17 protein-coding genes are annotated in these 18,078 nt (G+C 59.3%); 11 read left to right on the forward strand and 6 right to left on the reverse strand.

The window, feature by feature from the left end:
• A partial coding sequence (locus DYI20_RS07905) for a transposase (RefSeq protein WP_183145615.1) occupies positions 1-411 on the forward strand: 411 nt, incomplete at its 5' end.
• A gap of 853 nt (positions 412-1,264) precedes the next feature.
• Here DYI20_RS07905 and DYI20_RS12805 read toward each other — a convergent pair.
• Both DYI20_RS12805 and DYI20_RS07915 read right to left on the reverse strand, forming a co-directional pair.
• Positions 1,265-1,387 (reverse strand): hypothetical protein, encoded by a 123-nt coding sequence (locus tag DYI20_RS12805; protein WP_255410749.1) that lies wholly within the window; start codon positions 1,385-1,387, stop codon positions 1,265-1,267.
• Positions 1,384-1,995 (reverse strand): hypothetical protein, encoded by a 612-nt coding sequence (locus DYI20_RS07915; protein WP_110110608.1) that lies wholly within the window; start codon positions 1,993-1,995, stop codon positions 1,384-1,386. The genes DYI20_RS12805 and DYI20_RS07915 overlap by 4 nt, the downstream gene beginning before the upstream one ends.
• 167 nt (positions 1,996-2,162) lie before the next feature.
• Between DYI20_RS07915 and DYI20_RS07920 the strand changes: the two genes are divergently transcribed.
• The 3 genes from DYI20_RS07920 (at position 2,163) to DYI20_RS07930 (ending at position 5,421) form a co-directional block, all read left to right on the forward strand.
• Positions 2,163-3,365: a sensor histidine kinase gene (locus DYI20_RS07920; RefSeq protein ID WP_122549247.1), complete on the forward strand. Its 1,203-nt coding sequence runs from the start codon at positions 2,163-2,165 to the stop codon at positions 3,363-3,365.
• Entirely contained in the window at positions 3,358-4,011 is a 654-nt protein-coding gene (locus DYI20_RS07925; protein ID WP_110098112.1) for a response regulator, read from the forward strand. Before DYI20_RS07920 ends, DYI20_RS07925 begins: the two co-directional genes overlap by 8 nt.
• 192 nt (positions 4,012-4,203) lie before the next feature.
• Complete coding sequence (locus DYI20_RS07930) at positions 4,204-5,421, forward strand: cation:proton antiporter (protein WP_122549248.1); 1,218 nt, start codon at positions 4,204-4,206, stop codon at positions 5,419-5,421.
• 518 nt (positions 5,422-5,939) lie between these two features.
• On the opposite strand, the gene DYI20_RS07935 is transcribed toward DYI20_RS07930, so the two are convergent.
• Positions 5,940-6,542: a LysE family translocator gene (locus tag DYI20_RS07935; RefSeq protein ID WP_110100757.1), complete on the reverse strand. Its 603-nt coding sequence runs from the start codon at positions 6,540-6,542 to the stop codon at positions 5,940-5,942.
• Between the two features lie 112 nt (positions 6,543-6,654).
• Here DYI20_RS07935 and DYI20_RS07940 point away from each other — a divergent pair, with 112 nt between their 5' ends.
• The 3 genes from DYI20_RS07940 to DYI20_RS07945 all read left to right on the forward strand — a co-directional run bounded on the left by DYI20_RS07940 (position 6,655) and on the right by DYI20_RS07945 (position 8,743).
• Positions 6,655-8,064 (forward strand): aminotransferase-like domain-containing protein, encoded by a 1,410-nt coding sequence (locus tag DYI20_RS07940; RefSeq protein WP_122549249.1) that lies wholly within the window; start codon positions 6,655-6,657, stop codon positions 8,062-8,064.
• A 22-nt stretch (positions 8,065-8,086) separates the two neighbouring features.
• Positions 8,087-8,242 carry a hypothetical protein gene (locus tag DYI20_RS12350; protein WP_158524723.1) on the forward strand — a complete coding sequence of 52 codons (156 nt, stop codon included), beginning with the start codon at positions 8,087-8,089 and terminating at the stop codon, positions 8,240-8,242.
• 87 nt (positions 8,243-8,329) lie between these two features.
• Positions 8,330-8,743: a hypothetical protein gene (locus DYI20_RS07945; protein WP_183145616.1), complete on the forward strand. Its 414-nt coding sequence runs from the start codon at positions 8,330-8,332 to the stop codon at positions 8,741-8,743.
• Here DYI20_RS07945 and DYI20_RS07950 read toward each other — a convergent pair.
• A complete protein-coding gene (locus DYI20_RS07950; protein WP_122549250.1) occupies positions 8,740-12,297 on the reverse strand; it encodes a proline dehydrogenase family protein in 3,558 nt (1,185 codons plus the stop codon). The genes DYI20_RS07945 and DYI20_RS07950 overlap by 4 nt on opposite strands.
• Before the next feature lie 153 nt (positions 12,298-12,450).
• Between DYI20_RS07950 and DYI20_RS07955 the strand changes: the two genes are divergently transcribed.
• Together DYI20_RS07955 and DYI20_RS07960 are read left to right on the forward strand one after the other, a co-directional pair.
• Positions 12,451-13,368 carry a LysR family transcriptional regulator gene (locus tag DYI20_RS07955; RefSeq protein ID WP_122549251.1) on the forward strand — a complete coding sequence of 306 codons (918 nt, stop codon included), beginning with the start codon at positions 12,451-12,453 and terminating at the stop codon, positions 13,366-13,368.
• Between the two features lie 111 nt (positions 13,369-13,479).
• The gene (locus DYI20_RS07960; RefSeq protein WP_208392137.1) at positions 13,480-13,959 is read left to right on the forward strand and encodes a MaoC/PaaZ C-terminal domain-containing protein; all 480 of its coding nucleotides are present in this window, start codon (positions 13,480-13,482) and stop codon (positions 13,957-13,959) included.
• Positions 13,960-14,066: 107 nt separating this feature from the next.
• Here DYI20_RS07960 and DYI20_RS07965 read toward each other — a convergent pair whose 3' ends face one another.
• Together DYI20_RS07965 and putP are read right to left on the reverse strand one after the other, a co-directional pair.
• On the reverse strand, positions 14,067-14,819 hold the full coding sequence (locus DYI20_RS07965; RefSeq protein WP_110100753.1) for an SDR family NAD(P)-dependent oxidoreductase: 753 nt from the start codon (positions 14,817-14,819) through the stop codon (positions 14,067-14,069).
• 144 nt (positions 14,820-14,963) lie between these two features.
• On the reverse strand, positions 14,964-16,502 hold the full coding sequence (gene putP, locus DYI20_RS07970) for a sodium/proline symporter PutP (RefSeq protein ID WP_122549252.1): 1,539 nt from the start codon (positions 16,500-16,502) through the stop codon (positions 14,964-14,966).
• Between the two features lie 221 nt (positions 16,503-16,723).
• On the opposite strand from putP, the gene DYI20_RS07975 reads away from it, so the two are divergent.
• Together DYI20_RS07975 and DYI20_RS07980 are read left to right on the forward strand one after the other, a co-directional pair.
• Positions 16,724-17,419 carry a helix-turn-helix domain-containing protein gene (locus DYI20_RS07975; protein ID WP_244924671.1) on the forward strand — a complete coding sequence of 232 codons (696 nt, stop codon included), beginning with the start codon at positions 16,724-16,726 and terminating at the stop codon, positions 17,417-17,419.
• 176 nt (positions 17,420-17,595) lie between these two features.
• Positions 17,596-18,033: a pyrimidine dimer DNA glycosylase/endonuclease V gene (locus DYI20_RS07980; protein ID WP_122549281.1), complete on the forward strand. Its 438-nt coding sequence runs from the start codon at positions 17,596-17,598 to the stop codon at positions 18,031-18,033.
• Positions 18,034-18,078: the final 45 nt, after the last annotated feature.

The raw sequence follows: 18,078 nt of genomic DNA on the forward strand, positions 1-18,078 counted from the left end.
CTGCACAGCATCTATGACCAGCCCGATGCCCAGGAAGTACACGCCCAGTTCGACCGTGTCGTCGAGGCCCTGGACCATAAACACCCCAAGGTCGCCGACCACCTGGCCGGGGCCCGCGAAGACATCCTGACCTTCACTAGCTTCCCCAAAGAGGCCTGGCGCAAGATCTGGTCAAATAATCCCAACGAGCGGCTGAACAAGGAGATCCGCCGCCGCACCGATGTGGTCGGGATCTTCCCTAACCGCGAGGCCATCATCCGCCTAGTCGGGGCCGTGCTGGCCGAGCAGCACGATGAATGGGCCGAAGGCCGCCGATACATGAACCTCGAGGTCCTCCAACACGCCCAACAGCTCGGCACCGACACCACCGAGGAGGTGCCACCACAGACCATCGAAGCCCTCGCCGCATAACCCAGAATTACACGCTTGAAGGATCACCCCTCATACACCACACCACCGGACTTGACTCAACAGAAGCGTAATGATGATAGCTGTGCCAGGTGGGAACCGTCCGGGTGGGGCATTCATAGCATTCCTTTGCAAGATGTCTAGGTGTCTTAAAGGTAGCAAAACTGCTAAACACGTGTGTTTGTTTCCGGGCTCGAATTGGACGATGAGGCGCTACGTTTGCACCCACCCACGACATCGTATGAAAAGTTGCGTATGCACAACCGAATGCTTGCTGACAATGACGCGTTGATGTACCACCAGGCGCTTTTCGTCCGAGGGCGCCATGCTCAGCCCGCTCTGAAAAGCTCAGGGCTTTCCGGCAATGCCCGTCATGGTGCACGTCCCAACCGCCGAATTCTGCACCCTTAGGCCCTCGCCGGTTGGGTTCTGCGGACGTGTGTGGGACAACGTGCGCAGATCTAACGCAACGGCTAGATATTCGCGTAGCAACTCTATCTGTCATCCGTGCAGGTGAAGTCGCGTCTGGTCGAAGAGGGCGACTGTGGCGCCAGCAAGCTCGAAACGCAGGACGTCAGATACGGAGTTCCGATTGAAGGAGTCGTTACTTTGATAAACCCGCTTAGTAGCACCAGCGCCACCGTAGCTCGTCATGATGACGTTGGCCATCTGCAACTCGGTGTGAGTCGGGTACAACATCCAGTTGTATCCACCTGCTGTTGCGCCCCAAGGTAAAAGGCTCAGCTACGTAAGATGGGCAACAAGAAGCACCCCCGTTGATGGCGGGAGAAATTCTCATGGTTGGTGGCTCCGGGCGTGACATCGGGATGGTGCGGGCGGTCACGCGACGAGTGGTTCAGTCGTCTTTACGAATGTAGTAGACGACGATACTGATGATGACGACGAGGAGGATGGCCGCGAAGGGACCGGCGTCGAAGGACCAAGGACCGATCCCGACGCTGTTGTTTGCTGTGATCATGCGTTCTCCTTGGTTCGAGTGTCGGGTTCTTCTGGGACGTATCGTGATTTGAAGATCGTGGTGTAGACGGGGCCGGTGAGTAGCCAAGCGATGTTGATGAGGGTGAGTCGCGCCACCCAGGCCCACAGCTCGTCAGTCCAGAATTCCTCCATCGTCGAAGGCCACGACCAGCCGGAGAACGCCTTCATGATCAGCAAGGCGGGCACGGCGATGGCCCAGGCCGTCAGCACACGCAGCCAGTCTTGCCACTCGTGCCGGACCTTGGCGGGCCCTGTCCGTGGTGGACGTGATGGTCTGGGACCATCGGCGAATCGATAAGCGAACCATGCATCCGCTCTTTTGATGATGTAGTGCCCGAAACCGACGCTGAAGCCCAGGTAGGCCCCGGCAAGCCCGTGGACGAAGGTGGGCTCGGAACCACGGGAGAGATCCAGGCTCACCAGGATGATCAGCACCAGATCGGCCAGTGGCACGCTGAGCAGCAGGGCCGTGCTGGTCCGTTTCAGCTTGAGCGCGTAGCGAGCGAGCAGTCCGAGCACGAGCAGAACCCAGAACGCGATCTCGGCGCCGATGATGGCGACCACTATCCAGCTCCCAGAGAAATCCATGTCTCAACCTTGTCGCATCCGCGCTGTGTCATCATCGACCAGATGACGGCACTTCGCAGGCTGTGCGTCACCCGTTTGGGCTACGCAGGATGGTGCTTGCGTGAGACCCATCATCGGGTTGAAATAGAAGCAAGGGCGTGGACGATCGCGGGTCGCGAGGTGATGGTATGACTGGGACAGGGTCGATCCCGTCGCTACGTCATACGTGGATCACCATCGGGTATGTCGTGGTCGCGATTGGCTTCTGCTTCGTGCCGGGCGCGGGGATCGAGTGGTTCGCGACACCCCGCTCACAGGTCCTGATCGGTAGCATCGCTACCGCGATCGCCCTCGGCATTGTGCATCTGTTCCGGCAAAAGTGGCCCACCGTGGTCGTCGTAGCAGGGCTGGCAGTAATGACCGCTGAGGGCCTCACAACCGGGACCACTTCGGTTGGGGCGATCCTGATCGAGTGTGATGCCCTTTATAGCTTGGTCATTGCCCGACCAACGACGCGGTCCCGGAGACTACTGCCGATGATCGCCGCGGTCTGCTTGTCCAGTGCCGTCGGTGGACTGCTTCTAGCGAACCTCCTCGCGGAGCCATTGTTGCAGATGACTACCTTGCTACTGGCGGTCGGGGTTACTCTGTGGTGGGGTATCACCGTACGAGCACCGATGACCCGGGCCGAGGAAGAACGTGAACGCGCCACTCTCATCGCTGACGCCGTCGCGGCCAAACAACGAGAGGCGCTGGTCGCTGAGCGACTGCAGATCAGTCGCGAACTGCACGACACCATTTCCGGGCACCTGTCTGCCATCACAATCCAGGCAGCTGGGGCCCTGGCGACCACAACACCGCCCACAGCCGAGGAACTGACCGAGCGCCTCGAGCGAGTCCGGGCTCTCAGTCTGGACGCGATGGGCGACATGCGAACCCTGATCGACGTGCTCCGGACCGACACGCCCTCATCCCTCGCGCTCGCCCAGAACTGGTCATCGGTGGACTCGCTCATTGCAGGTGCGCGAGAATCCGGCACATCTATCACCCTGACCGGCGACGACCCCGCGACGATCAACCTGGACCCGCTCGTCTCGGTCACCGCCTATTACGTCCTCCGCGAGGCACTCGTTAACGCCGAAAAACACGCCCCGGGCAGCGATGTGACCATCGATATCCGACACGAGGACGAGGTCCTCGCTATGACCATCACGAACGGACAACACCAGCCTGGGCACGTCGGAGCGATGCCGTCCGGATACGGCTTGATCGGATTGGCCGAACGTGTCCGCCTCTGCAACGGAGAGCTCGACATCGACCGCTCCAACGACACCTGGACCTTGCGGGTCTGTCTGCCGCTGAGAACCGGACGGGAGTCACAGCATGCCTAGACTCGTGATCGTCGATGACCACGCCGCCGTGCGGGCGGGCGTTACAGCCATCCTCACGGCCGATTCGGAAATTGAGGTCCTTGGCGAAGCAGCGACCGGCCACGACACGATCGAGGCCATCCAAAGCCTGAAGCCGGACGTGGTCGTCCTCGACCTCCAGCTACCTGACCGCGACGGCGTTGACATCTGTCGCGAGATCACCGCAACGACCGCCACTCGCGTGTTGATCCTTACTGCCTATGAGATCACCGACAACATTACCGCAGCTCTGGATGCCGGAGCGACAGGGTTCCTCGCCAAGACGGCCGAGCCACAGCAGATGATCGACGCTGTGCACGCTGTCGCAGCAGGACAGGCGTATCTCACCCCGTCGGTCACCCGGCACGTCATCGCACAGGCGACAGGCAAACACCCGCCAGCACATCGAACCAGGGCTGCCGCGCCGGAGCTGACCGACCGCGAGCGGGAAGTCCTGCAACTGGTCGCCGAAGGTCTGACCAACAAGCAAATCGCTCAGCGACTTGTGATCTCCCCAGCCACTGCGAAAACGCACCTGGCGCGCATCATGCAGAAACTGGGAGTATCCACCCGCACACAAGCGGCCATGCTTGTTCGAGCAGGAAACTCACTGGATAACGGAGTGTGAGGCCAGGGCTGTTCCGTCATCAGACGGCCGTGGTCGGGGCGAACGAGAGGTCATCGATCAAAAGGAACTCTCAGAGCCCTCTTCGGCGTGATAAAGGAACAGGGTGTGAGCGTGACAGCGCCCGTTGACTTGCTCAGCTGGGCAGATCTGCAACTCTTGATAGCATAAAACCCGTTCTAGAGAGGGGGTCTCATGGAGGGTGCGCAGTTATTGGCTGACAACCTGCTGTCCATGTGGTGGATTGCGATCGTCGCTGTACTCGCTCCCATTCTCGCGTTGGTGACGAGACGCGTTGTACCGGATGTCGTGTGGTTACTCGTGTTCGGGATTATTATCGGCCCGAACATGCTTGGTTTGGCTGAAAGCACTGAAGCTGTCGAGTTTTTGCGCGAACTCGGTATGGGATTTCTGTTCCTGCTGGCCGGTTTTGAGGTCAATGCATCTGAGATGCGTGGCCGGCAGGGTCGGCATGCCGCCCTGACATGGTTCATTTGCGCGCTTCTTGGTGCTGGGGCTGGGTTCCTCTTGCTCCAAGATGGGTGGCAACTCGCTGTGGTGTTTGGCATTGCCTCCACATCGACTGCGCTGGGTACCCTGCTGCCGATCCTCAAAGACTCGGGAGCCCTGCAGTCACCGTTAGGGCGTGCCACCATGGTGCACGGGGCCTACGGAGAGCTGTTGCCCATCGTGGCCATGTCTTTACTGTTGTCCACCCGGGGTACCTGGCAAGCAACGGTCGTGCTCATCCTCTTCAGCCTCGTTGCCATGATCACCGTGGCGGTCCCGACGCGGATTTTCCGCAAGCTTCCACGCCTGGGGCGGGCCTTCGGGGACGCCTCCGATTCAACAATGCAAACCACTCTGCGCATCACCGTGTGGGTGCTGATCACGCTGATGCTCCTCACCGCACTGCTAGAACTCGATGTGGCACTTGGTGCGTTCTCCGCCGGTCTGCTACTCAACGCAGCGCTCAGCGCTACGTCTCCCGCTCATGCCGACGAGGTGATGCACAAGATCGAAGTCGTCGGGTTCAGCTTGTTGATTCCCGTCTTTTTTGTCACCAGCGGTATGTCGATCGATTTGGGTGCAGTTCTCAGCCAGTGGCCTCTGCTTTTAGGTTTCGTCGTGGTCATTGCTGTGGTCCGCGGGCTACCGGTCTTTGTGCGTGAGCAGTTCACCACGACGCATTCAGGGCTGAAAACCGTGCAAGAGCGCATCGGGCTGGCATTCTATTCAGCGACCGGCCTACCCATCATCGTTGCTGTTACCCAAATTGCAGTTTCGTCAGGTCTCATCTCCACGACCTTGGCCTCGATCATGGTGACTGGAGGTGCGGTAACAGTTCTCATCTTCCCGTTTATTGCCTCCCGGATCACGGCAACCGGCATTACCGTTAACGAGAGTAAATAAGTCATCGGGGGAGAAAGCTTGCCCACGGGGTTGGTGTGGCGAAGCCCAGTTCGTTGGCCATCTCGTGCGATGCGACTGTGGTCCTCTGAATGCTTGTCACTCTACTCAGTAGGCCAGAAGCGACGATGAAATGGATCATTCTTCTTCGAAATAACGTCTTGAGGTTTCTACTTTAGAGTTCCTGAATTCTTTCATGGGTCGACCGGATTGTGCCTGGAATGCTGAGCGTTACATTGTTGCTTGTGAACACGATATCGACAAATAACGTTTTCAAAGGAAAATGTTGGTGTTCTCAAGTGCTATGCGGGTAACGGCGGAGGTAATGACTCGTCCAGGCGTGAGCTGAGAATGACTCATGGTGTAGTTCGTGTGTGTGATTCCCAGTTCTGCGCGTGAGACCTGCGAGTTCCCCATGTGCCGATTCTAAACCCGCTTGTTCTGTCGTCCCGAACGTGCGATGCATTGTCTCGTCGCCGGATAGAGCATGGCAGATGAGCCTATCGCCGCAGGGCACACGGCTAAAGCGAGGCTGTGAGCATCGGGTATAAAGTGGTCACCAGCAAAATCGCCATGACAATGTTGAAGGCTCGGCGCGTGCGGGGCTGTCCGAGCCAATCCCGCAGCTGAGCGCCGAACAGCGCCCAAATCGCCACGCTGGGCGCATTGACCAGGGCATACACCGTGGCGATGAGGCATACCTGCAGAAGATCGATCGAAGCGGGCAGGTAATTGGCCGAAGCACTCACTGCCATGACCCATGCTTTTGGGTTAACCCATTGGAAGGCGGCAGCGCCCAGGAAGGTCATCGGTCGCCTCTGCGAGTTCTCGCTGGTAGGGGAGGGAGCTGTGGCGATTTGCCAAGCGAGCCACAACAGATAGGCCGCGCCAACGAGACGGACGAGCGTGTATAGCGCGGGGAACGTGGTGAACAGCTGGGCAAAACCCAGTGCCACAGAGAACACCAGCACAAAGAAGCCGGTGCTGATCCCGGCTAAGTGGGGCAGCGTTCGTCTCAAGCCGAAATTTACCCCGGAGGCCAGCAACATCAGGTTGTTCGGTCCCGGTGTAATGGAGGTGACCAAAGCGTATCCGGCCAGAGCGAGCAGAGTGTCGACGCTCATGCCGAAACCGACCGGGAGTGGAAAACGTCTCGTGGTTTTGTGGTGTTCATTCCCATAGCATGACACTTATGGGAATACGGTGCAGGTGTCATAGGACACTAAAGGAGCTCGTGTGAAGACACAATCGTCGTGGCATGCGTGGGTCGAGGAGGGCACTGCGACGCTGTACGAGCGTCTCGCAGCTGCGATCGAATCTGATATTAGGAACGGGCTGCTTCCTCCCGGCACCCGACTGCCGGCGCATCGCCAGCTTGCCCAACAATTACAGATAGCAGTAGGCACAGTCACACGCGCCTATTTGCATCTGGAACAGCAGGGTTTGGTTCAGGGCCAGCACGGTCGTGGTACGTTCGTCGCTACATCAGATCAGCCCGGTGCGCCGGCGCTCAGTGGGAGATCCAGTGCGTCCGGCGGGGCGGTAGAGTTGCTTGACTTATCCCTGAATGTGCCACCACCGTTGATCGCTGCGGAAAAACTTGCCACGACATTGGCGCAACTGCCGGATGCGTTTTTGGCCGCCGACTTTTCCAATTACGCAGATGCCTCTGGGGTACCACGGCACCGCCAGGCCCTTACTGGATGGTTGTCTGGGCAGGGAGTTCAGGTCGACGTTGAGCGTGTGCTAATCACCCACGGGGCCCAACATGCACTTGCCGTTGCTTTTGCTGCCACCGCGCCAACTCGGGGAACTGTCTACACCGAACCCCACACTTATGGGGGTGCCCTATCCGCAGTGCGTCAAGCACTCCGACAACTCGTTGCCGTACCTGTCGACGAAGAGGGAATGATTCCCGGGGCCTTAGCCGAAGACCTACAAGGTGCTAACCCTGAAGAGCCGGCAATTGTTTATCTCACTCCAACTCTCCACAATCCCTATGGCATCAGCATGCCACAGCATCGTCGGCGCGAGATTATCGCCGTCTGTCGCCACCACGATACAACCATCATCGAAGACGATGTCTACTCTACTTTTCGGACGCCCCACACAACCCCGCTGGTCGCACTCGCTCCCGAACGAACCTGGTATATCAATGGCTTTTCAAAGTGCATGGGTCCCGGTTTGCGAGTAGGTGTGCTTATCGCGCCGGCCCAGCAACTACAACGCGCGGCAACGATTCTGCAAGCTACGGCGCTGGCAGTCAGCCCGATCATGGCTGAACTGGCTACACGCTGGATCCAGGATGGAACCGCACGTGATGTCGCTACGGCGTTGCGCGCTGAATCCCAGGAGCGACTCACGCTCGCCGATACCATTCTCGGTGACTACCTCGCGCGTCGTCCTGCCGGCGGTTTCCACCTGTGGCTTCCGCTCCCACGACAGCGCGCCGAGGAAGTCGCTCACCACATCGCGCGTGCCGGGGTGTTAGTCACTCCGCCCGCATCTGTGCTGACCGACCCAGCCGGTCAATCCGCGGGCCTGCGCCTGTGCATTGGCCGTCCCACGCTTCACGAACTCGACCGTGGTTTGCGCAAGTTGCGACGCATCCTTGCCGGACCAGCGCAGCTCGCACCGCCCAGCTGATGCTGTCGATACTGGTGACCCAGTGGATGAAGGGCCGTTACTTGACCTGCTCAATGTTGCCGTTTTCGAGGTCGTATCCCGTCACCGTGAGATTGCTGGCCTGGTGCAACGAGTGATCGATGCGCGGGGGATTACCGCTCAGGCCCTGGGCGGACGGCGCTTGAGCGAGCCGGTATGACCGAAGCGATCGTCTACAGTTCTCGCCCAGACAAGCTAGACCACAAAGACAACACCATGTCGTGAAACAAGGCGGCGATTGATGACGATGAGCTTGCGGTCATTCACGCGAGAAATTCATGTCCCGCTTGAGCTGGTACGCGCAGCGACGTATGGCCCCAGTGGCGTCGCCGAACCCAAAGGTTTCCGTGCCCCGGGACTGAATACGCTCGGGAAGAAAGTCTCGGCAACGTATCGACTCGACGGGGAACAGTACTACTGGAATGTCACCGGAGCATCGGATGTGGTGGTCTTCGAGATTGACCCGGATTTTAAATACAGCCGTCTGATTCTCTCGATGGACGACCCGGTCGGCTGGGAACGAAAAATCAATAACGGGGTGGGAAACCCAACCCCTGGAGCACTGGCGTTCAGAGCGCAACAACGCGGTTCGCCTGTTCTTTATGGCCATTCAGACCAGAAAAAACAGGCGAACCGCCGTGCGAACCCGAATGTTCCTTAACCCTTGAGCTCGTCTGCCAATTGGTGGAACAACTTAGACGCGTTGCCGAACCGGTGCAAGGTCATCGAAATCGACTGTTCCTTGACCCAGTACCGCAGTTCCACTCGACCCGAGTGCGTCACAGGATCATCGAGCAGAGCCACCACTGGACGGTCGGCTACCTTCTCGCGGACCTTCGAGGCGATCTCACCGAGATGCCGAACCCGAGTCCCAACACCGAAGTCGTACTCGCCGCAGGCCAGCTTCTTCGCGAACTCCGTGTCCTTTTCCTTCGCCGGCTTGACGTTGAACTGCTTGGCCACGGTCTTCAGTGCTTTCACCGCACGCTGATCGGCGTCGGGGTGATATGACATCACAGGGGTGACTTCGGCAGTTGCTGCCGCCAACAGGACGCGGACTACGTCGTGGCTGGTTGCTCCAGGAGCCAGGCGAAGGACCACATCAGCACGGCGATAGCGGAAGATATTGGCTTCTGAGGACAAGCCGGTGGGATCCTGAGCGACACCGAATTCTCGGTCCCACCACACGGCGTCATCAGTGGCCGCAACCTTGAGTGCTTCCAGCTCGGTATCAGACACCAACGACTTGGCCTCGGCCGTTTCCAACAGGTCCTGAACGACCTCGTTGGCCGTGTGGGGTGTAGACACCTTGGTGGTGTCTACGGCGTCGTTCCAGGTACCAAACAGCATCACGTAGTTCGGCCCACCGGCCTTAGAACCCAGCCCCACTGAGGACGCCTTCCAACCGCCGAAGGGTTGGCGGCGCACGATCGCGCCGGTGATCCCGCGGTTGACGTAGGCGTTGCCGACGTGGACGTGGTCCAGCCATTCGGCGACCTCGTCGGTGTCCAAGGAATGGATGCCACCGGTGAGACCAAACTCGGTCTGGTTCTGGTACTCGATCGCGGTCTTTAGGTCCTTGGCCTCCATCAGGCCCAGGACGGGCCCGAACACCTCGGTGAGGTGAAAGAAGCTACCGGGCTTGACTCCGGTTTTGATCCCGGGGCTCCACAATCGGCCGGTGTCGTCGAGTTGTTGCGGCTTCAAGAGCCACTGTTCGCCGGGCTCCAGGGTGGTCAACGCGCGGGTGAGTTTCTCGGTCGGCAATTCGGTCAACGGGCCGACGGTTGCCGACAGGTTCTGTGGCCAGTCCACCACCATCGATTTCGCGGCGTCCACCAACTGGCGACGGAACCGCTCGGACTCATAAACGCTACCGACGAGAATACCCAGGGACGCAGCCGAGCATTTCTGACCGGCATGACCGAAAGCCGAGGCCACCAGATCCGCCACCGCTAGGTCGCGGTCGGCCGAAGGAGTGATCACCAGTGCGTCCTTACCGGAGGTCTCAGCATTGATGTTGAGCTCGGGCTTCCAGGAGCGGAACAGTGCGGCCGTATCGGAGGCGCCGGTGAGAATAATCCGGTCCACACCCTGGTGAGAAATCAGCTTCTTGCCGGCATCGCCTTCATCAGGGTAGATTCCGTGCAACACCTCCCGCGGTACTCCGGCATCCCACAGGCATTCCAACAACGCCATCGAACAGTGCGGTGTGGGGGTCGATGGTTTGTGAATCACCGCGGCACCGGCGGCCAGCGCGGCAGCCGTCCCACCGGTGGGGATGGCCAACGGGAAGTTCCACGGCGGGGTAATCATCACCAGTTTGTCGGGGGTGAATTCGGCGTGCTCGACCTGTTCGAGAGCCAACGCGCTGTGTGCGTAGTACCGCAAAAAGTCGATGGCTTCAGAGATTTCCGGGTCAGACTGTGCCACGGACTTACCCACCTCGGCGGCTGCCACAGAGGCGAGGTGTCCTCTGCGGGAGGCCATGATATCTGCGGCCCGGTAAAGAATCGTGGCCCGCTCGGAAGCGGGGCGGGCGGCCCACTGCTGGCCAGCAGCGCGCGCATTGGTCACCAAAGCGTCAACGTCTTCGGTGGAGACTTTCTCCGGTACCGACTGTTGTTTCAGCCACTCGGGGGTGGCCCGTTCGATGACCTGTTCGGCCCAACGCTGGTTGGGTTCCAACGACGGGTTGGTGTCGGGCTCATTGCGAAACTCGGGGACACCTTCGGAGTACTCGCCGGGCTGGTGGGACTCTTCGGCGAGCCGATCCTGTTGGTGGTTGGGTCCGGGAGCAACGGTACCCTCCGCGACGAGGATGGCTCCCAGCGATTCTACCGCGCTGCGGAACCGGGATTCTTCGCGACGGAAGATCTCGCTACCCTCACCTTTCTTGTCCACCGAAAGGTCAAAGATGCCCGACATGAAGTTCTCGCTGGAGGCATTTTCCTCCAGACGACGCACCAGGTAGGAGACCGCGACGTCGAACTCCTCGGGACGGACCGCCGGAACGTAGAGCAAGAGCTGGCCGACATCGTCGCGAACGGTATGCTGCTGTTCGGCGGCCATACCCTGTAGCATCTCGAATTCCAGGCGGTCGGTTACCCCGCGCTCGCGACCCAGCAGGTGGGCGAAGGCGATGTCAAACAGGTTCTGACCGGCCACGCCCAGGCGGACACCGCGCATCCGCTCTTGGGTGAGCAACCAGTACAGCACGCGCTTGTAGTTGGCGTCGGTGGCTTCTTTGGACTCACAGGTGGCCAGGGGCCAGTCCTGAATATCGGCGTGCACCGTTTCCATGGCCAGGTTCGCGCCTTTGACCAAGCGGATCTTAATACCCGCACCGCCGTTCTCAACTCGTTCATTGGCGAACTCGGCCAGTTCCTGGACTGCGCCTAAGGCATCGGGCAAATAGGCCTGGATGACGATTCCGGCCTCGTAGTTCTTCAGCTCTGGCTTGGACAGCAAGCGCTTGAACACCGCGATGGTTAACCGCAGGTCCTGGTACTCCTCCATGTCCATGTTGATGAACTTGGTGCCAGCCGGTGCTTTGGCTGCCTCAAGGTAGAGGTCGGTGACCCGGTTGACCACGTAGTCAACGGTCTCTTCGTAGCCCCACATCGAAATCTGGCTGGCAATCGAAGAGGCCTTGATCGAGACGTAGTCCACATCATCGCGACGCAACAACCGCACGGTGTCTTCAAGGTGCTTGGTGGCTTCGTCTTCACCTAGCACCGCTTCACCGAGCAGGTTGATGTTGAGTCGGTTGCCCTGCTTTTTAATTTCTTTAACGGCCTTGCCGAACTGTTTATCGCGCGCATCGACCACCATGTGGCCCACCATCGACCGCATCCGCCGACGCGCCACCGGCACCACGATATCCGGCATCAAACGTCCCAGAGCAGAGCCAGCTTGGATCTGCGCACGATCGAGCGCATCCAGAGTATCGGGAGCGATGTCGCCTAGCTCGTTCAGTGCCTTCGCTGCTGCCTTGGTATCTTCGGTGCGGATCACGCGGTCTACGAAGCCGACGGTAAAGTCCAGGCCCGTGGGGTGAGCAAGGACCTGAGAGAGTAGTTTGGCCGAGCTATGAGGTTTGACCCCGGATTTTTGAGTCTTCTGCAACCAGGTTCTGACCTTCTGCACGGCCTCATCGGCCAGTCGGCGGAGCTCTTGCTGCACGCCCTGTTCGGTGGAAGTGATTTCGCTCATCAGCTTCGTCCTCTCCTGACGTTGGACGACCCGGTATTCAGTAGTGTGTTGTGGGTCTCGTAGACATCGTAAGCAGTAGCTTTTTATCCTTCGTTAAAATCGAATGAAATCCTCCGACTCCATCGGAAGACGCTGAAAGACGGGGAGGGTACCGTGCTGAATCTGCATCGACTCCAGCTATTTCATGAGTTCCGCTTGCGTGGCACGATCTCAGCGGTGGCCACCTCATTGGGGTACAGTCCCTCCACGGTCTCCCAACAGCTGACGCTGTTAGAGAATGAAGTTGGGGTGGCCCTGTTTCACCGAGGCGGACGCACGCTACGGCTCACGACGGCAGGTCTTCGTCTGGCTGAACATGCTCAGACGATGCTGGATCTGCAAGAAGAGGCCTTGCGCTCGCTGACATCTGCTGAACCGGAAGTCGGTGGCCTGCTGAGACTGTCAGTTTTTCAGACCGTCGCGCTCACACTCGTTCCGGCAGCGCTGAGTCAGTTGCGCGCCCAGCACCCGGAACTGCGGGTGGAGATTGTGCAGGCGCCACCGGAGCGGGCCTTATTTGATCTGCAGGCTCGACGTCATGACTTGGTGGTGGCAGAGCAATATCCGGGGATGAGCAGGCCGAGGCAAGCTGAGTTTGACATTGAACCGTTGGGAACCGATTCCCTGCGTCTGGTGGTCCCCCAACAGCTAGCCGGGATAGACGCCGAAGACCTGGATGCCTATCCCTGGGTGATGGAGCCGGCTGGAACCGTAGCGCGAGAATGGTCCTTACAACAATGTCGGGCCCTGGGCTTCGAACCAGACGTTCGGTTCACCACGGACGATCTCGCCGCCCAGCTGAGGCTGATCAGCGCCGGGCTGGCTGTTGGGATTCTGCCGGAGCTTTTCCTGGCCGGTCACCGACTCGACAGCGTGGCGCTCAAACCATTGCCACAGAACCCGGTGCGCAGTATCTTTACCACGGCTCGTCGGTCTTCGGTACAGGCGCCAGCGGTTCACGCCTGCCGGCAGAGTCTGGCGGAGGCGTTTAAACAATTCTCTCGTAAAGGCTGGCGTCACGATTCGCCGTGACGTTGTCTGATAGGGCGCCTCTGGGCGACGATAGCTTCCCCGAGAGCCCGGGTCTCCGTACAGTGGGGGAACAACTATTGTGATAGAGAGCACTCTTGGAAGGAATTGCGGATGCCTGCTCAGATGCCACCGGTGGTGAACGAAAACGGATTATGGTTTGAGGACCTCTACGAGGGCTACACCTTCACGACCGGCACCCACGAGGTGACTGTGGAAGAAATCATTGCCTTCGCACAGCGATTCGACCCGCAACCGTTTCATACCGATGCCGATGCGGCCACAGCAAGCCTTTTCGGCACGCTGGTGGCCTCCGGGTGGCATACCGCTGCGATGAGCATGCGCCTGGTGATCGACTCTTTTCCTGTTGCCACCGGTGTGATCGGGGGACAAGGCGAAATAGCCTGGCCCTCTGCAACACTGCCGGGAGACATCCTGCGTGCAGAGTGTGTGGTGGAATCACTGCGGGACCCCGGCCCTGAGTCCCCGCGAGCCTCCGGCTGGGTGAAGAATACGACCACGAATCAACACGGTGAAACTCGTTATATCTCGCGACTCAAAGCCGTGCTGTGGAAGAACCCGACGTTGCGCTAGTGACTGTTCGCTTACGGTTCACAACACCAGATGCAGATATGCAGGTGGCCCGGCCGAACAGGTCGTTCGGGCCGGGCCACGCGTGTGCGCTGGTGGTGTCGAGACGATTAGACGGCGGTGTAACCGCCATCGACGAGGTGGTAGCTACCGTGGATGAAGCTTGCTTCGTCGCTGAGCAGGAAGGCGGCTACATCGGCAACTTCCTGGGCGCGACCCAGCCGGCCTAGCAAGTGCTTATCGGCCAACGACTGCTGAGTCTCGTCGTCGAGGTGCTTCTCGATCAAAGCGGTCAGGATGTAGCCGGGACCTAGGGCGTTGATGCGCAAGCCCTGCTCGCCGTATTCCGCAGCGGCGGTCTTGGTCAAACCGACCACGCCGTGCTTGGCGGTGACATAAGCGGCTGCGTGGGGGAATCCGACCGACCCCAGAATGGAGGCCAGGTTGACGATTCCGGACGCAGCGGGATTCTTGAGCAACTCAGGGATCTGGTACTTCATGCCGTAGAAGACACCGTTGAGGTTGACGTCGATGACCTTCTTCCAGTCATCGAGCTCCACGTCAGCGACCGGGACCGGCTCGCCACTGATACCGGCGTTATTCACCGCGTAATTCAGTCCACCGAAGGCATCTACCGCAGCCTGGACCGAAGCCTTCGCATCTTCCGGGACAGCAGCGTTGGCTTCAACAGCCTTGGCTTCACCGCCGGCTTCGATGATCTCGTTGGCTACTTTTTCTGCGTTCTCGAGGTTGATATCGGAAACCACGATCTTCAGACCGTGCTTGGCCAGGGTCTTACTGATGGCTTCACCGATTCCGGCGCCACCACCGGTGACGAGTGCGACCTCACCTGTGAAATTCATGGTTCAAACTCCTTCTGCCCAGCAGGGGCGTGGTGTTATTAGTGTGTTAGACATCAACACTAATCCTGACGCGGTTAAAACACCCGGCCCGGTTTTCTGCGAATTTGCAAAAACCGGGCCGGAGCAACGAGGCGATGAATCGCGTTAGGCGTTGGCCGTGACTTTCTCGGAGGCCATCAGCTCATCGAAGGCCTTCCGGTTCTTGGCCAAGTAGGCCGCGCGCTCAAATTCCTGCTCCACCTCGGGGTTGGGCTTGTAGGTTACTGCTGAGACAATCAGGGCCACCAGTAGCGACAGAATGAAGCCCGGTACGATCTCGTAGAGGTCGAAGATGCCACCGGTCAGTTCCGCCCAGACGAACACGACAACCGCGCCGACGACCATACCCGACAGGGCGCCCCAGTTGGTTAGCTTCCGGTAGTAGAGGCTGAGCAACACGAGCGGGCCAAAGGCAGCTCCGAAGCCAGCCCATGCGAAGCCCACCAGTTCCAGAATCGTACCGTTGGGATTCAGCGCCAGCAGGCCAGCAATGATGGCCACCAACAGCACCGCGCCACGGCCCATCAGTACCAGTCTGCGGTCGCTGGGTGGATCCTTGCGGACCACCTTGTAAATGTCCTCGATCAGAGCCGACGAGCACACGATCAGCTGTGAGGAGAAGGTCGACATAATCGCAGCCAGCACGGCGGCCAACACGAAACCGGCGAACAGCGGGTGCAGCAGTGCCTGGGACATCAGCAGCACGATGGTCTCGGGATCGGCCAAATCAACATTGTTTTGGTGTACCCAGGCCACACCGATGAGCCCGGCGAAAACGGTTCCGGCCATGGAGATGGCCTGCCAGGCCAGCCCCACACGACGGGCCTGCTTAGCATCCGAGGGTGCACGCAGTGCCATGAAGCGCACCACAATGTGTGGCTGTCCGAAATAGCCCAGGCCCCAGCCAATACCGGAGGCAATCACGATGATGGAGGCAGTGGTCAGTCCACCGCCGCTGAAGCTCAGGTGGTTGGGCTCCAGCGTGTTGATCAGTGAGACGGCTTCGCCCCAGCCGCCCACGGAGATCACTGCAAAGATCGGGACAATGATGAGCGCGATAAACATCATCAGGCCCTGGACCACGTCGGTCAACGAGGCACCGAGGAAGCCACCGAAGAGCGTGTAGAGCAACGTAACGGCGGCGACGATGAGCATACCGGTCAGGTAGTCAGCCTCGAAGGACGATTCGAAGAAGACACCGCCAGCGACCATTCCCGAGGAGACGTAGAGCGTGAAGAAGACCAGCACGATGACCGAGGAGACAATTCGAAGCACGCGGGAGGAGTCGCGGGTGCGGTTTTCGAAGAAGCTCGGTAGCGTGATGGAGTTGCGGGAAACCTGAGAGTAGGCGCGCAAACGTGGAGCAACAATAAGCCAGTTGACGAATGCGCCGATGGTCAGACCGATTGCGGTCCAGGCCTCAATGAGTCCGGCAACGTAAATGGCGCCGGGCAAACCCATGATCAGCCAGCCCGACATATCGGAGGCACCGGCCGACAGCGCAGCCACCCAGCCGGGTAGCCCCCGGTTGGCCAGCATGTAGCCTTCGTGGTCGCTGGTCCGCAGATAGGCCGCAACTCCGATGCCGATCAGCACTAAGAAGTAGATGCCTATCGCAAGGTAAATGAAAAATTGGTCGTTCATTGATAAAGATCCAAGAGGTAAGTGATGGTCGTTAATGGACAACTCGGGGCGAGTCAACCCCGCCCCGAGCACCCGGTTAAGTATAGGGGTGGTGGGTGGCTGTGGCTACTACGCTCGAGAACTGTTCCCCCCCTGGTCTTGCTGCGAACCGCTAAGATGAAAACCATGCCATGGTGGTGAAGGCCACTGTAATCATCACAGGATGAAGATAGAGGGCTTGAGTGAGTTTCGAATCCGACCTGTCCCCGGAGATGTTAAAACCGACCCAGAGTCCGGATAACCGACCCGATGCTCGTGGACCAAAGACGCTGGAGCAGGCGATCGCCGAATCAACGCGACAAATGCGTAAAGCCCGTCGTCTCACATTGGCGGAACTGGCTGGGCGGGTTGGTATCTCACGTCAAATGCTGTCGAAAATCGAGAACGCGCAGACCTCGGCCTCCTTGGCTACGGTGGATGCGCTGGCTCAGGGGCTGGAAGTTCCCGTGACCAGCTTGTTTCGGGGTGCTGACTATGAAACCCAGGCAGTCTTTGTCAAAAATGGAGGCGGACAAGAAACCATTCGCCGCGGCTCCCACTTGGGCCATCTCTACCACTTGCTGGGAAAATTAACCGGTCACCACAGCAACCTCGAGCCACTGCTGGTCACGCTGACTGAGGACTCGGAGACCGTTCCGCTGTTCCAGCACGCCGGAACCGAGTTCGTCTATGTACTCGAAGGAGAGATGGAGTACCAGCACCAAGAAACCACCTACCACATGCAGGTCGGCGACAGCATCACCTTCGATGGTGAAGGAATCCATGGGGCGACGAAGACTCTGCAGGCACCGGTCAGGTTCCTGTCGGTTTTCGTCTCCGATGAAAAAGTCCTGCACAGCTTTGAGCCCGAGGAAGGCTCTGCTACGGAAGAGCAGTAGTTCTCCGTCGGGTTTGGAGGGAAGCTGAGTAACAGGCGAGGAGTTAGAGCGCGTGGATCCCCACTTCTGCGGTGTCCTGGTGTAGTTCCTGAGGCCTGCGTCGTCGGGTGTGGGGTCGGTGCAGGAGAAAGACGATGGTGCAGGAGAAAGACGATCATGGGATGAAGGAGAGGTCCGTGAGGTTGTGGTCACTACACCCGCAACATCTCGATGCCAAGGGTCTTGTCGCGTGTTGGCGCGAAGCATTGCTGGCGCAGAAGGTGCTTGCCGGCGGAACAGTCGGCTACCGCAACCATCCACAGTTGGTGCGCTTTTGGGAACAACAGTCCCCATTGGTAGCGATCGGGGCCTACCTCACCGGAGTACACGACCAGGCCACCGACCGCGGATATCGCTTCAACCCAGAGTTGATCCAGCGCCCAGTCTCCGATTGGTCCACGGTGGCCCCGATCACTGTCAGCGACGGGCAGGTGGACTACGAGTGGAACCATTTAGGAGCTAAACTTGCCGCGCGTTCGTCCGCCGACTACCGACGCTGGCAAACCGAGTCTGCCGAAGTCCACCCGGTGTTTCGCGTCGTTCTCGGTGAGGTCGCTGACTGGGAAAAGATGTGAAAAACCTCGCAGGGTACCACCCCGTTAGGTCTCCGGGTCGGCTTC

The sequence above is a fragment of the Auritidibacter ignavus genome (assembly GCF_003703835.1).
In the GTDB taxonomy this organism is placed as follows: Bacteria; Actinomycetota; Actinomycetes; order Actinomycetales; family Micrococcaceae; genus Auritidibacter; species Auritidibacter ignavus.